This is a genomic window from Cellulosimicrobium sp. BMG9.22 (assembly GCF_059159975.1).
In genome coordinates this window covers 364,545-381,383 of the sequence record NZ_JBZGBY010000001.1, presented here as the reverse complement: position 1 = coordinate 381,383, position 16,839 = coordinate 364,545, and the positions used below count along the sequence as shown (strand labels likewise).

The window sequence follows — 16,839 nt, the reverse complement described above, 5'->3', positions numbered from 1 at the left end:
CGGTCCTGCCGGTGTCGGCAAGCACTCGGTAGCGTACTCGATGTATCGAGTCGATACATCGGGAGGCGAGGTCCTCCGGAGGTGTCGCGCAATCCTCGGCGGGTCTGCCGACCGGCGCGCCAGTTGTGAAGGACCCGCGGAGGCCGCGGGACGCCGGGGCGAATCAATGGCGCACGATCGCGCTGTCACGCCCTGAGGCCCTTGTCGTGACCGGACGACGCCCTATTGTTCAGGGTGGTCCGGCGTGTGCCGGCCCGTGCCCGACGACGCCGCGCACCCGTCCGGGGAACGCGCCGTCGGGCCGTGGTCGCCCCGCGCGGGACCGTCGCGGCGCTCTGCGTGCCGCACTCCGAACGCCCCCCAGAGGAAGGTTGACCGTGGCGCGAACCACGAGGACGAAGGGACGTCGTCGGTTCTTCGACTACCCGCGCTCGCGCGTCCGCGGCTTCCGCCGCTGGCTGCCGTCGTGGCGCGTCGTCGTCGGCACGATGCTGACCGGCGTCGCGCTCGTCGCGGGGCTGGGCGTCGCGGCGTGGAACACGACCGAGGTGCCAGGCGAGCTGCCGGGCGTCGACGACCAGACGTCGACAGTCCTCTGGAGCGACGGCGCGGAGATGGGGACCTTCGCCGCGGAGGAGCGCAAGATCGTCGACTTCGCGACGCTGCCGGACCACGTGGGCAACGCGGTCGTCGCGTCCGAGGACCAAACGTTCTGGACGAACTCGGGCGTCGACGTCCGGGGCATCGCGCGCGCCTTCTACAACAACCTCAAGGGCGGCGGCCGGCAGGGCGCCTCGACGCTCACGCAGCAGTACGTCGAGCGGTACTACACCGACACGGTCACCGACTACGCGGGCAAGGCCCGCGAGGCGATCCTCGCGCTGAAGATCACGCAGCAGCAGGAGAAGTCCGAGATCCTCGGCAACTACCTCAACACGATCTACTACGGCCGCGGGGCGAACGGCATCCAGGTGGCTGCGGAGAAGTACTACGGCGTGAACGCCGCCGACCTCACCGTCTCGCAGGCGGCGATGATCGCGGGCATCATCCCCAACCCGACGTACTGGGACCCCGCGAACGACCTCGGGCAGGCGCAGCACCGGTGGAAGCGCACCCTCGACAACATGCTCGAGGACGGCCACATCGACAAGGCGCAGTTCGACGAGGCGGTCGCCGGGGGCTTCCCGATGCCGATCGAGCCGGTGCGGTCGAACACGCTCGCCGGCCCGACCGGTTACCTGCTGGCGATGGCCCAGGAAGAGGTCGTCGGGCTGGACGGGCTTGGCATCACCGAGGAGAAGCTCGTCAAGGGTGGCTACCAGATCACGACGACCATCGACCCGGTCATGCAGCAGGCGGCCGTCGCCACGGCGGACTCGCTCCCGCAGGCGTCCCGTGGGGACGAGAACCCGGTCTCGGAGAACCTGCGCGCCGCGATCGTGTCGATCGACCCGAACGACGGCTCGATCCGCGCGCTCTACGGCGGCCCCGACTACCTGAAGCAGGCGTACAACAACGCGACGCAGGGCGCCGCGCAGGGCGGATCGACGTTCAAGCCGTTCACGCTCGTCGCGGCGCTCGAGGCGGGGCACACGCTCGACGAGCGCTACGACGGGAACACGCCCAAGACGTTCCCTGAGGCGAACGACGGCGGCGACTGGAAGGTGCGGAACTTCGGCGACGAGCCCTACGGGACCATCGACCTCGTCAAGGCCACCGCCAACTCCGTCAACACCGTCTACGCGGAGCTCAACATCGAGACCGGTCCCGAGAAGACGGCCGAGGTCGCGCACCGGCTTGGCATCTCCGAGAGGACGGAGGTGCTGGGGAATGCCGCGAACGTGCTCGGTACCGCGACGGTGACGCCGCTCGAGCTCACCAACGCCTACGCGACGATCGCCGCCCAGGGTCAGAAGTCGACGCCGCACATCATCGCGAAGATCGTCGACGCGCGCGGGAACCTCGTCTACGAGGCGCCGGGACCGGACAAGCGGGAGCCAGCGTTCGACGCCGGTGTCATGGCGACGACGACGTACGCCCTGTCCCAGGTCGTCGAGCAGGGGTCGGGCGAGCCCGCCCAGGCGCTCGGCCGTCCCGCCGCCGGCAAGACCGGCACGTCCAACGAGAACAAGTCGGCGTGGTTCGCGGGCTTCACGCCGGGGCTGGCCACGGTCGTCGGGCTCTACCAGGTCGGGCCGAACAGCGAGGAGGAGCAGATCACGCCGTTCGGCAGGTGGGCGGACCTGCGCAACCCGGAGATCACGGGTGGTTCGTGGCCGGTCGAGGCGTGGACGTCGTACATGCAGGGCGCGACGGTGAACCTGCCCGCCGGGGAGTTCCCGAAGTACACGCCGCCGAAGCCGGAGCCGAAGGAGACCCCGACGGAGACTCCCACCGAGACTCCGACGGAGGAGCCGCCGGCCGAGGAGCCGCCGCCCGTGGAGGAGCCCGTGAACGTGGCGGTCCCCGGCGTCGTCGGGATGGACAGCCGTGCGGCCCGCTCCGCGATCGAGGCGGCCGGACTGAAGGTCCAGATCACCGAGGAGTTCTCCGACCAGCAGCCGCGCGGCTTCGTCATCAGCCAGTCGTCGATCAGCGAGGTCCCGCCGGGGTCGACCATCGCGCTCGTCGTCTCGAAGGGGCCCGACCCGGGGCAGCAACCGGAGCAGCCGGACCCGGGGAAGCCGGAGGACCCGGGGAAGCCGGAGGAACCGGAGCCCACGCCGACCGAGACGGAAGAACCCTGACGGCTGACCCGCCGTCGTCGACCGACCACAGATTTCCGGGGGCCCGCGCCGAGCGGGTACCCTGGGGAGCTGCTGTCCGCACGTCGGGCAGCAGAAGCATGAGTGCATGAAACCCTCCTGTCACGGAGAGACCGTGACCGCGTGAGACCAGAGGAGGTGGGTTATCCGCATGCGTCAGTACGAACTGATGATCATCCTCGACCCCGAGATCGAGGAGCGCACCGTCGCCCCGTCGCTCGACAAGTACCTGTCGGTCATCAAGACCGACGGCGGCTCCGTCGACAAGGTGGACATCTGGGGTCGTCGCCGCCTGGCGTACGACATCGAGAAGAAGTCCGAGGGCATCTACGCGGTCGTCGACTTCACGTCGACGTCCGACACCGCCAAGGAGCTCGACCGTCAGCTCGGCCTCAACGAGGTCGTCCTGCGGACCAAGATCCTGCGCACGGACGCTCGCTGACCCTCCCCGCACCCCTCTCGGCTCGTCCCCCACAGATCGGCCGCACGCCGTAGCGCGTGTGGGCGCTGCGTGATGGGATGAGCCGACGCGAGAGGCGTACGAGTCAGGCGCACGGCGCCGTCGACGGACCAGAGACGACACACGAAGGAGCAGGCCATGGCAGGTGACACCGTCATCACGGTTGTCGGGAACCTCACGGGCGACCCGGAGCTGCGCTTCACCCCCTCGGGTGCAGCGGTGGCCAACTTCACGGTGGCGTCGACCCCGCGGACCTTCGACCGCCAGTCGAACGAGTGGAAGGACGGGGACACCCTGTTCATGCGCTGCTCGATCTGGCGCGAGGCCGCGGAGAACGTCGCGGAGTCGCTGACGAAGGGCATGCGCGTCATCGCGCAGGGCCGCCTCGTCCAGCGCTCGTACGAGACTCGCGAGGGCGAGAAGCGCACCGTCGTCGAGCTGCAGGTGGACGAGATCGGTCCTTCCCTGCGCTACGCCTCCGCGAAGGTCACCCGCGCCCAGCGCTCGGGTGGCGGTGGCGGCGGCTTCGGCGGCGGTGGCGGCAACTTCGGAGGTACGCCCTCGGGCGGCGCCTCCGGTGGTGGATTCAGCTCTTCCGGCGGCGGTCAGCAGAGCGACGACCCGTGGGCCACGGCCGGCCCCGCGTCGTCCGGCGGCTCGTTCTCCGACGAGCCCCCGTTCTGACCGTTCGCCTCACCCGGAACACACACTCATCCCCGTGGGACCAGCGCCGGCCGTCGGCGCGGACCGCACGCGGGGATCGCACCTTGTAGAGGAGCAACACCATGGCGAAGCCTGTGGTGCGCAAGCCCAAGAAGAAGTCCAACCCGCTGAAGTCGGCCAAGATCGAGTCGGTCGACTACAAGGACACCGTGCTGCTGCGCAAGTTCATCTCCGACCGCGGGAAGATCCGTGCACGTCGCGTGACCGGCGTCTCCGTCCAGGAGCAGCGTCAGATCGCCCGTGCGGTGAAGAACGCGCGCGAGATGGCGCTGCTGCCGTACACGTCCACGGCACGCTGAGCGGGAAGGGAGACAACTCATGGCCAAGCTGATCCTGACCCACGAGGTCACCGGTCTCGGTGAGCCCGGCGACGTCGTCGAGGTGAAGGACGGGTACGCCCGTAACTTCCTCGTCCCGCGCAAGCTCGCCACGCCGTGGTCGAAGGGCGCCGAGTCCGAGATCACCGCGATCCGCAAGGCTCGCAAGGCGCGCGAGATCGCGTCGCTCGACGACGCGAAGGCGATCCGCGACTCGCTGCAGTCGAAGCCGGTCGTCGTCGAGGCGAAGGCCGGCAACGCCGGTCGCCTCTTCGGTGCCGTCACGACGGCGGACATCGCGTCCGCTGTCACCGCTGCCGGCGCGTCGGTCGACAAGCGCAAGATCGAGATCGGTCAGCCGATCAAGGCGACCGGGGACTACACCGTCTCCGTCCGCCTCCACCCGGAGGTCTCCGCGACCCTCTCGGTGAAGGTCGTCGCTGCCTGATCTGCAGAGCAGTCCTCGAAGGCCCGGCCCCTCTCGCGAGGTGCCGGGCCTTCGTGTCTCGGTGGGCGGTGTCCAGCGCGAGTTGTCAGCACTGCGTGGGTCTCCGGACCCCTGGAGTGCTGACAGGTACGCGGGTCGACGTGTTGTCAGCACTGGACGGGTCTCTGGGTCCGTGGGGTGCTGACGACGTCGTTCGGGTCAGGTGCCGGTGACCATCCAGTGCGAGCCGCGGGCGCGCAGTCCGGTGGTCAGGGCACGTGCCGCCATGAAGACCCCCGCGAAGGCGAGCCACAGCCACGCGAGGCCCGCCGCGCCGTCGGGCGCCCAGCGCAGCACGGCGAGCGCGGCCGGGACGTAGACCACGAGCGTGAGCATGCCCGCCCAGGCGAGGAACCGGCCGTCGCCCGCGCCGATGAGAACCCCGTCGAGCACGAACACCCAGCCCGCCATGGGCATGAGCAGCCCGCACACGGCCATGCCGAGCGCGACGGCGGCCCGCACGTCGGGGTCGGACGTGAAGAGCAGCGCGAACCACCAGCCGCCCGCGGCCATGACGACGCCGATCGCGGTCCCGGCCGCGACACCCCACTGCAGCGTGCGGCGCAGGACGGCGCGGACGCGCGGGACGTCGTCGGCCCCGAGCGCGTACCCGACGAGCGCCTGGGCCGCGATGGCGAGCGCGTCGAGCGCGAACGCCGCGAGCCCCCAGACCGACGTGACGACCTGGTACCCCGCCAGCGTCACCTCGCCGAGGCCCGTCGCGACGAAGACGGTGAGGAGGATCGCGAGACGCAGCGAGAGCGTACGGACGAACAGAGGGACGCCGGCACGCGCGCTGGCCCAGATGCCGCCGGCCGCGGGTCGCAGCGACGCGCCCCGGCGCCGGGCGCCGCGGACGACCACGACCACGAGGACGGCGCCCATCGTCAGCTGCGCGACCGCCGTCCCGATGCCGGAGCCCGCGATGCCGAGACCTGCGCCGTAGACGAGGACGACGTTGAGGACGGCGTTGAACGTCGCGCCCCCGGCGGCGACCCACAGGGGCGTGCGGGTGTCCTGGAGGCCCCGCAGCACGCCGGTGGACGCGAGGACGAGCAGCATGCCGGGCAGTCCGAGCGCGGACCAGCGCAGGTAGACGACGGCGTGCTCCGCGACGTCACCCGCACCGCCCATCGCCGTGACGGCCCAGGGCGCGACGATCCACAGGGAGGCGGCCAGAACGACACCCAGGCCGGCGGCGAGCCACAGGCCGTCGACCCCGGACTGCAGCGCCTCGCGGGCGTGCCCGGCCCCGACGCGTCGCGCGACGGCGGCCGTGGTCGCGTAGGCGAGGAAGACGCAGAGGCCGACGAGCGTGACGAGGAGCGTCGAGGCGAGCGACAGCCCGGCGAGCTGGGCGGTGCCCAGATGCCCGACGACGGCGCTGTCGACGAGCACGAACAGCGGCTCCGCGACGAGCGCTCCGAGGGCCGGGACGGCCAGCGCGAGGATCTCGCGGTCGAGCCGGGAGCGCGCGCGCCGCCGGGGCGGTCGCGCGGGAGGCTGTGGGGGCGCCGGTGTGGACGACGGTCCGGAGGTCGGCGTGCCATCGGGGACGGGAGATGGCCTCCTGGTGTCGTCCGGCTGGCCAGGAGGTGTCGGGCGTGTCGTCGGCGTGTCGTCGGACTTTCTTTCGTCCACACCCTTGAGGGTAGTGAAGAGGCTGGTCAGAGACGGCCTGGTGCGATGTACACCGTGAGATTGGTTCGTTGTCCACACCGTTTTCCACCGGGTGTGCACAGCACCGGCGAACGTGTCCACAGGTTCGGCCGGTCTGTCCACCGATGAGTGCACAGGGTCGTTTGCGGGGTGTGGACGCGCGATCTAGTGTCGCGAGGTCGTGCCTGTCCAGGACGGGAGGTGCGGCCACCGGGACAGTCGTGTGGGTGGCCCGCAGTAGAACAGGTGTACGACGAGGGGCGATGCCCGGTTCGTGTGGTCCGGGAGGGTCGCGTGACGCCGGGGGAACGAGGGGCGCATGTCGATCGACGAGCTCGAGGAGAGCTACGGGGGGCGTGGGCCGTCGGGGTTCGACCGGACGCCGCCCCAAGACGTCGCTGCCGAGATGAGCGTGCTCGGCGGCATGCTCCTGTCGAAGGACGCCATCGCCGACGTCATCGAGCAGATCCGCGGCTCCGACTTCTACCGCCCGGCGCACGAGGTCGTCTACGAGGCGATCATCGACCTCTACGGCCGGGGCGAGCCGGCCGACGCGATCACCGTCGTCGCCGAGCTCACCAAGCGCGGCGAGCTCCAGCGCATCGGCGGAGCCCCGTACCTCCACGACCTCATGGCCGGCGTCCCGACGGCGGCCAACGCCGGGTACTACGCACGCATCGTGCGAGAGCGCGCCGTGCTGCGCCGCCTCGTCGAGGCCGGCACGCGCATCGTGCAGCTCGGGTACGCGACCGACGGCGGCGACGTCGACGACATCGTCAACAACGCGCAGGCCGAGGTCTACGCGGTGACGGAGCGGCGCACGACCGAGGACTACCTGCCGCTGTCCGAGATCCTCGGCCCGACGTTCGACGAGATCGAGGCCGCGCAGGGTCGTGGCGAGGGCATGACCGGCGTCCCCACGGGTTACTCCGACTTCGACCGGCTGACCAACGGCCTCCACCCCGGCCAGATGATCGTCGTCGCTGCCCGCCCGGCCATCGGCAAGGCGCTCTCGCTCGACACGCCGCTCCCCACGCCGTCGGGCTGGACGACCATGGGCGACGTCGCCGTCGGCGACCTGCTCGTGGCGGCCGACGGGACGCCGACGCGCGTCGTCGCCGCGACGGACGTGATGGTCGACCGTCCCTGCTACGAGGTCGAGCTCGACGATGGCACCGTCATCGTCGCGGACGCCCAGCACCAGTGGGTGACCTCGACACGTGCTCAGCGCCGGGGCGTGCGTGCCGGCGGGACGCCCGAGTCCTCCGTGCGCACGACGGAGGAGCTCGCGGCCACGGTGCGGTGCGCAACGGCCGACGGGCGGGCGAACCACTCGATCGCGACGGCCGCGCAGCTCGTTCTCCCGGAGGTAGAGCTACCGATCCACCCCTACGCGCTCGGCGTCTGGCTGGGCGACGGCAGCTCGCGGCGGGCGGAGTTCACCTCCGCCGACCCGGAGATCGCGATGCGTATCGAGGGCCTGGGATACGAGGCGCAGCCCGGCCCGGCCGAGCTCCGTGCAGTGGGGACCCACATCCCGACCGCCTATCTCCGGGCGAGCGAGGCCCAGCGGCGAGACCTGCTCGCGGGGTTGCTCGACACCGACGGGGCCGTCAGCCCGCAGGGCAGCGTGCAGATCACCCTGACCAGCAGGCGTCTGGCGACGGAGACGCGCGAGCTCATCCTGTCGCTGGGGTACCGCACCGGCTGGTCGGCGCGGACAGTGAAGGGCCGTAGTGCGGAGTCGTCCACGGCCTACACGATTACCTTCACGACGAGCGACGACGTCTTCTGGCTGGAGCGCAAGCGCCTCGTCCACAAGGAGCGCCGTCGCCCGGGTACCGCGCGGCTCACGGCGCGGTTTGTCGTCGACGTACGCCGTGTTGAGTCGGTGCCCGTGCGCTGCGTCGAGGTGGACCATCCCTCGCACCTGTACCTGGCGAGCCGGTCGATGGTTCCCACGCACAACTCGGTGCTCGGCATCAACGTCGCGACGCACGCGGCGGTGCACCACCAGATGGCGTCCGTCATCTTCTCCCTGGAGATGAGCCGCAACGAGATCACCATGCGAATGCTCGCGGCCGAGGCGAAGGTGCCGCTCACGCGCATGCGGTCGGGCAAGATGGACGACCAGGACTGGCAGAAGCTCGCGGCGACGATGGGGAAGGTTGCCGAGGCGCCGCTGTTCATCGACGACTCGCCGAACATGTCGCTCATGGAGATCCGGGCCAAGTGCCGTCGGCTCAAGCAGCGGCACGACCTCAAGCTCGTCGTGATCGACTACCTCCAGCTCATGAGCTCGGGCAAGCGCGTGGAGTCACGCCAGCAGGAGGTCTCCGAGTTCTCGCGTGCGCTCAAGCTGCTCGCGAAGGAGCTCGAGGTCCCCGTCATCGCGATCTCGCAGCTGAACCGTGGTCCGGAGCAGCGTGGCGACAAGAAGCCGCAGATGAGCGACCTCCGTGAGTCCGGTTGCCTGACCGAGGACACCAAGATCTTGCGCGCGGACACGGGCGCGGAGACGAGCCTGGGCGAGCTTTTCGCGCTCAACGCCAAGGACGTTCCCGTGTGGGCGCTCAACGACCGGCTGCAATACGTGCGTCGGCACCTCACGCATGTGTTCCCCACCGGGGTGAAGCCGGTCTTCCGGATGCGGCTGGCGTCGGGCAAGGAGATCGAGGCGACGGCGAACCACCCGTTCCTCACCTACGACGGGTGGACGGCGCTCGGCGACCTCGAGGTCGGCTCGCGCATCGGCGTGCCGCGCCACGTACCTGGCCCGGAGCGCAATGCCGAGTGGGACGATCGCAAGGTCGTCATGCTGGCGCACCTCCTTGGCGACGGCTCGTTCGTCAAGCGTCAGCCCATCCGCTACGCGTCGATCGACGAGCGGAACCTCGCGATCGTCTCCCAGGCCGCGGGGGCCTTCGGGATCACCCCGATCCGCGACGACTATGCCGCGGCGCGCGTCACGACCCTTCGCCTTCCGGCCCCGTACCGCCTCGCGCGCGGGCGTCGGAATCCTATCGCGGAGTGGCTCGACGACATGGGCCTGTTCGGCGCCCGCAGCCACGAGAAGTTCATCCCCACCAGCGTGTTCCACCTTCCGAAGCGTCAGATCGCGCTCTTCATCAAGCACATCTGGGCGACGGACGGCTCGGTGACGATCAACAAGAACGGGCGGAGCGGCCGCATCTACTACGGCTCCACCTCTCGCGCCCTCGTGGACGGGCTGTCGCGTCTCCTCCTGCGCTTCGGCATCTCCACACGGGTCCGGACGGCGACGCCCAAGGGGTCCTACCGTCTGGGCTACACGCTCGACGTCAGCGGGGTGGACGACCAGCGCCGGTTCCTTCAGGAGATCGGGGTGCACGGTGACCGAGGTGACACTGCCGAGAAGCTTCTCGAGATCATTCGAGAGACGCGGGCGAACACGAATGTCGACACCGTCCCGCGCCGGGTGTGGGACGACGTACGCGAGATCCTCGTCGAGCGGGGAATGACGCACCGCGAGTTCGCCGCGGCGATCGGGACTCAGTTCTGCGGCAGCGCGCTCTGGAAGAACGCGCCGTCGAGGCACAGGCTCGGCAAGATCGCCGAGGTGCTCGAGAGCGAGGAGCTCGAGATCATGGCGGTCAACGACCTGCTGTGGGACGAGGTCATCGCGATCGAGCCGATGGGGGAGAAGCAGGTCTTCGATGCGACCGTCCTTGACGGGCACAACTTCGTCGCGAACGGGATTGCGGCGCACAATAGTATCGAGCAGGACGCCGACGTCGTGATCCTTTTGCACCGTGAGGATGCATACGAAAAGGAATCGCCCCGTGCCGGCGAGGCCGATCTTATTGTGGCCAAGCACCGTAACGGGCCTACCGACACGATCACCGTCGCGTTCCAGGGTCACTATCAACGCTTCGCCGACATGCAGATGTAGGCGGCTGTCGACGTGCAGCCTAGATTGCAGGATCCTGCACACATGCTGCATGGGGAGTGCTTTGCCTGGAGCAGCCACAGGCGTACGCGACGTGTGCGGCGGCGGCGTCCGGCAGTACGACTGCAGTCATCACGTGCCAGCGACGTGCACGCCGGTCAGTCACGCGTGCTGACGGCGATGTCGTGCAGGACGAAGGTGGCAAACCCTAGTTCGCGTCGTGCGCCGCTCAGCCAGGCATCGCGATTCTCACGTGCAGCGGCAAGTGCGTGGTCGCGATCCTCGGTCGTCGGGGCCTCCCGCACGGCCCAGTCGACGAGCGACCCGCTCCAGCTGAACTGGTAGTCGTCCCACTCGGCCAACGTGCTGACGTGCCCGTACGACGGCTCGAACCCGTGCTCGTGGACGGCCTGCACGAAGCCGGCGAGGTCGGGATAGGCGTCGACGGAAACCTCGAGCGCTGCCAGCGCAGAAGCCGACGGGGCGCCCTCCCAGATGCTGTCACCGATCAGCGCTTGGCCACCGGGGCGCAGGCGCCGCCGGACAGCAGCCAGCATGTCCTCCAGCCTGCCGAAGGCGTGGCTTGCACCGATGCACAGCACCACGTCGAAGACCCCGTCGTCCCAGGTGGCGGCATCCGTCTCGATCCAGCGCACCCGGTCGCTCAGTTTCCGCTCATCGGCACGCCGGGCGGCAGAGGCCGGGAGCATGTGGTCGATCCCCACGCCGGTGATTCCGGGGTGGGCGAGCAGCAGCTCCTGTAGCCATTCGCCCTCGCCGCACCCGAGGTCAACGGCGCGGGCGCCGTCGCTCGGGCTCAGCCAGCCGACCAGTTCGCGTAGCCGCTCGGACGTCACCGGCGCCCCGATCGGATGGCGCAGGTGGGCGATGTCGAAGATCTCGGAGCGTTCCATCTCGGCGACGCTACAGGCCACCGCCTACCCGCGCCGACGCCGTCTGACGAGCCATCACCCTATGGCTCACTCGGCCACGAGACACGCCCTCTTCCGCCGCCGTGGGACCGCTGCGTGCAACCAACCCTGCGCGACCCGACCGACACGCCCGAGGTCGTGCAAGGTACAGCCGTGGGTCCGCGCGATCTGTGCTGCACGTCAACACTCTCGACTGCGCTGCGCCGCGGCTGCCCTGCGCGGAGCGTGGCTTACACCGTGGCCAGCGCCGCGGGCGTCGGGCCCCGACCTACGCGAAGTCCGCCCAGATCCGCCGCTCGGCACCGTCGACGGTCATCCTGCCGCCGTGGGGAAGGATCCACTGTGGTCGTGTGTGGCCGAACGGCACGCCGACGACGATGACGGCCTCGGAGTTGTAGCGCTGCACCGTCTTGATGGCGGCGTCGCGCTGCTCGGCGCGCTTGGCGGCGCGCGCGGTCGGTGTGCGGTGGACCTCGAAGGATGACGTCGGCGGCCGGGCGACGACGACGGCGTCGACGGCGTCGAGGAGCCCGCGCTCGCCAAGGGAGCGGACGATCCAGCCGAACTCCCGAGAGGGGGTGAGCAGCTCGGAACCTTCGAGGAGCAGGACGCCGCCCTGCAGGACGGTCGGGTCCGTGGGGAATCGGCCGGCGGTGAGGATCCACTCGAGCACCTCGATGCAGCCTCCCCACGTGCGGCCGGTGACTGCCCGCTCGGGTCCGGCCCACGTCCACGGCTCGGTGGGCTCCCGGACGCCGTAATCGGTGAGCGCTGCGGGGTCCAGCCAGTCCTTGCCGAAGTCCTCGGACTCGCCCGGTTCGGTGATCTCCAGGCGCTCGCCGGTGATCAGGGCGGCGCGCAGGGAGGCGGCGTGGATGGGGTCGACGGCGGGTCCGGGGCCGAGGTGGACCTGGGTGGAGCCGCCGTAGTAGCCCGTGACGCCGTGGGTCCACAGCCAGTTGAGGAGGTTGGTGTTGTCGCTGTGTCCGAGGAAGGGCTTCGGGTCGGCCCGCACGAGGTCGGCGTCGAGGTGGGGGATCACGGTGATCTGATCCTCGCCGCCGATCGTGGCCATGACCGCCCGGACGTCCGGATCACTGAACGCCGCGTTGAGGTCCGCGGCGCGGTCCTGCGGCGTCGCGCCGAGCTGGCGAGTGGTTGGGTACTCGGCAGGGACCAGGCCAGTGATCTCCTGCAGCCGAGCCATGGCCTGGTTGTGCACGGCAGGCGCGAAGCCCGGCGCGGCGAACGACGGTGAGACGACGGCGACCTTGTCCCCGGAGGTGGCCTTGCGGGGCGACATGAGCTCCATGACGGACAAGGTGCCATGCCTGAGTGTGTGCGGCAGACGGCTTTTCGCCCGACCTGTGACGCGCGACGGTGCGATCTACTTTGCGCGACCAGCGCAACACGCCCCGGATCGTGCAACGTACAGCGACGTGTTCACGCAACCCTGCGCCGCACGTCGACACCGAGCTCGTGGACCGCCGCGCCCGGTACATTCGAGCTGCTCATGGTCAGCATCCCCCTCGGTACCCACCGGCAGCTGCCGCGCCCCCGTGCCGACGACGTGCTCGTCGCCGGCGCGGTGCTGCTCGCGCTCTCCGCGGCGTTCGTGTTCCCGGTCGACCCCGAGGCGCCGCAGCCCGACGCGCTCGGCGCCGTCCTGGCGGCAGGGACCGCGGTGCCGCTGGTATGGCGACGCCGCGCGCCGTTCGCGTGCGCGCTCGTCGTCGCGGCGTTCACCGTCGCGTCCGTCGTGCACGACCGGCCGGGGCAGCCCATGCAGTACGGGACGCGGTCGCGGTGTACACGCTGGCCTCGCTGGGAAGGCCCTGGCAGCGGAGCCTCGTGCTCGGCGGCTGGGTCACCGGCGCCGTCGTCGTCCCGCTCGTGTCGGGCGACCGGGACGTCATCGGCATCGGGTTCGCTGTGCTCACGGTCGTCACCGCGCACGCCCTGGGCCGCCTCTCCGCCACCCGGCACGAGCGCATCGCGCTGCTCGAGGCCGCGGCGCGCAGCGCCGAGCGGACGGCGGCGCTCGAGGCTGAGCGCGCGACCTGGACCGAACGGCAGCGCATCGCACGCGAGGTGCACGACATCGTGGCGCACGCCGTGAGCGTCATGATCGTCCAGGCGGAGGCGGGAGCGGCCGCCGTGGAGGCCGACGAGACGCCGACGGCCGAGCGCTACGACGCGGTGGCCCGCGTCGGCCGCGGGGCGATCGCGCAGCTGCGTGGCACGCTGGCCGACCTGCGCGACGACGAACCCCGGCCCGTGACGCTCGACGACCTCGCGGTCCTCGCCGAGCAGGCGCGCTCGGCCGGACTGCACGTCGACGTCCACCGCCGCACCGACGTGCCCGCGCTGCGTCCCGGCCTGGAGGTCGCCGTCGTCCGCACCGTGCAGGAGGCCCTCACGAACACGCTTCGCCACGCAGGGGCGAGCCGGGTGGACGTCGTGGTCGCCGTGGAGGGGGCGGATCGTCCTGGAGCTGGACGGCCCGGCGGCGGACCTGGTCGCGCGCCTGGCCGCCCGCGGCGTGCGCGTCGCCGACCTGCAGGACTACGCGGTCCCCGGGTCGGGGCTGGAGCTGCACGGCGTGGTGCTGGGCTACGCCCCGCCACCGGCCGCCGCGCTGCGCGACGCTCTGCGCACCCTCCTCGAGGAGCTCGCCCTCGCAGAGCCCTGAACGAGCAGCCCAGCTCGCGCAGGGCCGCCGTCCGCTCGACACCCTTCGGGACGAGGACTCGCCTCGCCGACGTGGCCAGACCGCAGGCGTGGGCATCCATCCGACTCCCGACACGGCGACGACGTCGTGGCACCTGAGCTTCGGCCAAGTCGACTGATCCAGCCGATCACGCAGCTCGGCTGGCTGGCAGTTGACTGATGGCAGAGCCGGCCGCGGTCCGCGGCTCCGCTCGTGCGGCCCACGGAAGACAGACCGCGACCCCCTGGGAAGGCCGATGAGTTCACGTCCCGGTGGTCGTCCAACGGTGAGAGCGACGAACGTCGTCGGGGATGAGCCGCCGTGGGCGACCCGTCCCGACGGCACTGTCCAACGATGCTGTCCTGGAGGTCTGATGTACCCGACGATCTGCCCTCGCCCAGCTTCGAACTGCCTCACCACGGGTTGCCTGGCGTGGTGACGACGGTCGAGGCGAACGGTGTCACGCTCGGCGTCGAGCACTTCGGCGACCCAGCGGCGTCGCTCGTCCTGTGCGTGGGGGGAACGACGATGCTCTCCTGGCCGGACTCGGTGTGCGAGTCGCTCGCGCGCGGCCGTCACGTGGTGCGGTACGACCTGCGCGACTCCGGTGCGTCGACCACGGTCGATCCCACGTCACCGTCGTACACGTTGCGCGATCTTGCCGCCGACGCCGCCGCGCTCGCGCGCGAGCTCGACGGCCGGCCGGCACACCTGGCGGGCATCGGCGTCGGTGGGATGGTCGCCCAGGTCGCGGCGCTCGACCACCCGGGGGCGTTCTCGGCTCTGACCCTCGTCGGGACGCGGCCTGTCGCCCCGGGACCGGTCGACGGCGACCTGCCTGACCATGACGCGGCGACGATGCGCCGGCTGTTCTCGCGCTCGATGCCCGACTGGTCCGACCGCGACGCGGTGGCGGAGTTCGCGGCGAAGGGTGCGGAGATCCTCGGCAACGACTCCGTCGCCGCTCGAGCGGTTGCTGCCCGCATCTGGGACCGCACACCGGGTGCGGAGCCTGCGGTGCACATGGCGAACCAGCTGGGCACCGTGTTCGCCGGCATCGACTGTGCACCGCGCTGGCGGGAGCGGCTCGCCGAGCTCGCGATGCCGACGCTCGTCGTCCACGGTCGACGCGACCCGTTCTTCCCCGTCGGCAACGGTGTGGCGCTCGCGGGCGAGATCCCCGGCGCGCGGCTGCTCGTGCTCGAGCCGGCCTCGACGGCGGTGCCCGGTGCGGCCGCCGATCAGGTCGCCACGGCGATGCTGGACCTCTGACCCGGTCGCGTCACCCGGTCCGCGACCGTCCGCAGACGCGGTCCCGGGCGCGTCACGCCGGTCGCCAGCCGTCGTCCTCCCGGATGGCCCGCAGGATGCGCTGGGTGATCTCGCGCAGCTGACGGGTCTGTCGCTCCGTCAGGCGGTCGAGGACGAGCCGGTGGACGGCCTGCACGTGGCCGGGCGTGGCGTCCTCGACCTTCGCCCTCCCGGCGTCGGTGAGGACGGCCAGGGTGTAGCGCCCGTCGGCGGGGTCGGGGGTGCGTCTCACCCATCCCTGGGTCTCCAACCGGGTGGCGGCGCGGGAGAGCCGGGACAGGGTGCTGTTCGCGTAGCCGGCCAGGACGCTCATCCGCAGCGTGCGGTCCGGCGCCTTGGCCAGGGCGTACAGGACGCCGTACTCGAAGTGGGACAGCTGGGCGTCGCGCTGGAGCTGCGCGTCCAGGGCGGGCGGCAGCCACTCCAGGACCGTCGCCACGCCGGCCCAGGTCTCGAGGTCGTCGCCCGTGAGCTCGGCGGGAACGCCGGCGGGGGAGTCGGAGTCGCGGTCGGAGTCGGGCATGACGGCCAGCGTACGCGGGCGGGCAACTCCCGACAGCCCGACGCTTCGCTTGCTCAGGAAAGTCACCGGCGCTAGGCTTCACTTGCTTGAGCAAGCGAGAACGCCACCAGAACCGTAGGAAGAGAGACAGAGACCATGGATCTGGACCTGGTAGGGAAGAGGGCCTTCGTCAGCGGGTCGACGCAGGGCATCGGCTACGCGATCGCCGAGGCGCTGCTCGCCGAGGGGGCGACGGTCGTCGTCAACGGGCGCAGCGAGGACGGGGTGGCGGCAGCGGTGGAGAGGCTGGAGGCCGCCGTCCCGGGTGCCGCGGTCTCGGGCCTCCCGGCAGACTTCGCCGACCCCGAGCAGGTCCGACGGCTGCTCGGGTCGCTCGGCGAGGTGGACGTCCTCGTGAACAACGTGGGCGTCTTCGAGGTCGCCGCCTTCGAGGAGATCTCCGACGACGACTGGCAGCGGTACTTCGACGTCAACGTCATGAGCGGCGTCCGCCTCTCGCGGCACGCGCTCCCGGGCATGCTGGCCCGGGACTGGGGTCGGGTCATCTTCGTCAGCAGCGAGTCGGGCGTGAGCGTTCCCGCCGACATGACGCACTACGGCACGACGAAGGCCGGGGTCATCGCCCTGGCCAACGGGCTGGCCAAGCGCACCCGAGGGACGAGCGTCACGGTCAACACCATCCTCGGCGGACCGACGTTCTCCGACGGCGTCGCCCGAGCCGTCGCGGACGTCGCGCGGGCCCAAGGACTTTCCGCGGACGACATGAGGAGCGCGATCGAGACCGCGAACCACACCTCGCTGCTGCAGCGATTCCTCGATCCCGTGGAGATCGCTCGCCTCGCCACCTACCTGGCCAGCCCGGTCTCGTCCGCCACCAACGGCGCGGCCCTGCGTGCCGACGGGGGAGTCCTCACGACGACTCTCTGACGGCACGGACGAGCTCGGACGTCGCACTCCGGCCACCCGAGCCGGTTCCGGAGGGTGCCACCCGCAGGCGCCAACCTTCGGCGTGCGCCGTCCGGCG

At 70.8% G+C, this 16,839-nt stretch carries 14 protein-coding genes and 1 pseudogene; 11 read left to right on the top strand and 4 right to left on the bottom strand.

Features of this window, described 5'->3' with window-relative positions; all coding sequences use genetic code 11:
• Positions 1 to 377: 377 nt before the first annotated feature.
• From AC4H2H_RS01785 to rplI, 5 genes are all read left to right on the top strand, one after another.
• Positions 378 to 2,747: a transglycosylase domain-containing protein gene (locus tag AC4H2H_RS01785; protein ID WP_494369097.1), complete on the top strand. Its 2,370-nt coding sequence runs from the start codon at positions 378 to 380 to the stop codon at positions 2,745 to 2,747.
• A gap of 169 nt (positions 2,748 to 2,916) precedes the next feature.
• Positions 2,917 to 3,207 carry a 30S ribosomal protein S6 gene (gene rpsF, locus AC4H2H_RS01780; RefSeq protein WP_483774821.1) on the top strand — a complete coding sequence of 97 codons (291 nt, stop codon included), beginning with the start codon at positions 2,917 to 2,919 and terminating at the stop codon, positions 3,205 to 3,207.
• 156 nt (positions 3,208 to 3,363) lie between these two features.
• A complete protein-coding gene (locus AC4H2H_RS01775; protein ID WP_494369096.1) occupies positions 3,364 to 3,909 on the top strand; it encodes a single-stranded DNA-binding protein in 546 nt (181 codons plus the stop codon).
• A 101-nt stretch (positions 3,910 to 4,010) separates the two neighbouring features.
• Positions 4,011 to 4,247 carry a 30S ribosomal protein S18 gene (rpsR, locus tag AC4H2H_RS01770; protein ID WP_483774819.1) on the top strand — a complete coding sequence of 79 codons (237 nt, stop codon included), beginning with the start codon at positions 4,011 to 4,013 and terminating at the stop codon, positions 4,245 to 4,247.
• 19 nt (positions 4,248 to 4,266) lie between these two features.
• Positions 4,267 to 4,713: a 50S ribosomal protein L9 gene (rplI, locus tag AC4H2H_RS01765; protein WP_494369095.1), complete on the top strand. Its 447-nt coding sequence runs from the start codon at positions 4,267 to 4,269 to the stop codon at positions 4,711 to 4,713.
• Between the two features lie 198 nt (positions 4,714 to 4,911).
• Here the strand turns inward: rplI and AC4H2H_RS01760 are convergent, their stop codons facing one another.
• Positions 4,912 to 6,204: an MATE family efflux transporter gene (locus AC4H2H_RS01760; RefSeq protein WP_494369116.1), complete on the bottom strand. Its 1,293-nt coding sequence runs from the start codon at positions 6,202 to 6,204 to the stop codon at positions 4,912 to 4,914.
• A 526-nt stretch (positions 6,205 to 6,730) separates the two neighbouring features.
• Between AC4H2H_RS01760 and AC4H2H_RS01755 the strand changes: the two genes are divergently transcribed.
• Positions 6,731 to 10,342 (top strand): replicative DNA helicase, encoded by a 3,612-nt coding sequence (locus AC4H2H_RS01755; protein WP_494369094.1) that lies wholly within the window; start codon positions 6,731 to 6,733, stop codon positions 10,340 to 10,342.
• Between the two features lie 155 nt (positions 10,343 to 10,497).
• Here AC4H2H_RS01755 and AC4H2H_RS01750 read toward each other — a convergent pair whose 3' ends face one another.
• On the bottom strand, positions 10,498 to 11,253 hold the full coding sequence (locus AC4H2H_RS01750; protein WP_494369093.1) for an SAM-dependent methyltransferase: 756 nt from the start codon (positions 11,251 to 11,253) through the stop codon (positions 10,498 to 10,500).
• 286 nt (positions 11,254 to 11,539) lie between these two features.
• Positions 11,540 to 12,583, bottom strand: a complete 1,044-nt coding sequence (locus AC4H2H_RS01745; protein ID WP_494369092.1) for a S66 family peptidase — start codon at positions 12,581 to 12,583, stop codon at positions 11,540 to 11,542.
• A gap of 15 nt (positions 12,584 to 12,598) precedes the next feature.
• Between AC4H2H_RS01745 and AC4H2H_RS01740 the strand changes: the two genes are divergently transcribed.
• The 4 genes and pseudogenes from AC4H2H_RS01740 (at position 12,599) to AC4H2H_RS01725 (ending at position 15,253) form a co-directional block, all read left to right on the top strand.
• On the top strand, positions 12,599 to 13,390 hold the full coding sequence (locus tag AC4H2H_RS01740; protein ID WP_494369091.1) for a DUF7134 domain-containing protein: 792 nt from the start codon (positions 12,599 to 12,601) through the stop codon (positions 13,388 to 13,390).
• Between the two features lie 5 nt (positions 13,391 to 13,395).
• Positions 13,396 to 13,476: pseudogene (locus AC4H2H_RS01735) on the top strand (hypothetical protein); the annotation flags it as partial.
• 337 nt (positions 13,477 to 13,813) lie between these two features.
• The gene (locus AC4H2H_RS01730) at positions 13,814 to 13,963 is read left to right on the top strand and encodes a hypothetical protein (protein ID WP_494369117.1); all 150 of its coding nucleotides are present in this window, start codon (positions 13,814 to 13,816) and stop codon (positions 13,961 to 13,963) included.
• Between the two features lie 453 nt (positions 13,964 to 14,416).
• Positions 14,417 to 15,253: an alpha/beta fold hydrolase gene (locus tag AC4H2H_RS01725; protein ID WP_494369090.1), complete on the top strand. Its 837-nt coding sequence runs from the start codon at positions 14,417 to 14,419 to the stop codon at positions 15,251 to 15,253.
• A 52-nt stretch (positions 15,254 to 15,305) separates the two neighbouring features.
• Here the strand turns inward: AC4H2H_RS01725 and AC4H2H_RS01720 are convergent, their stop codons facing one another.
• A complete protein-coding gene (locus AC4H2H_RS01720) occupies positions 15,306 to 15,815 on the bottom strand; it encodes a MarR family winged helix-turn-helix transcriptional regulator (protein ID WP_494369089.1) in 510 nt (169 codons plus the stop codon).
• Positions 15,816 to 15,950: 135 nt separating this feature from the next.
• On the opposite strand from AC4H2H_RS01720, the gene AC4H2H_RS01715 reads away from it, so the two are divergent.
• Positions 15,951 to 16,742: an SDR family NAD(P)-dependent oxidoreductase gene (locus AC4H2H_RS01715; protein ID WP_494369088.1), complete on the top strand. Its 792-nt coding sequence runs from the start codon at positions 15,951 to 15,953 to the stop codon at positions 16,740 to 16,742.
• Positions 16,743 to 16,839: the final 97 nt, after the last annotated feature.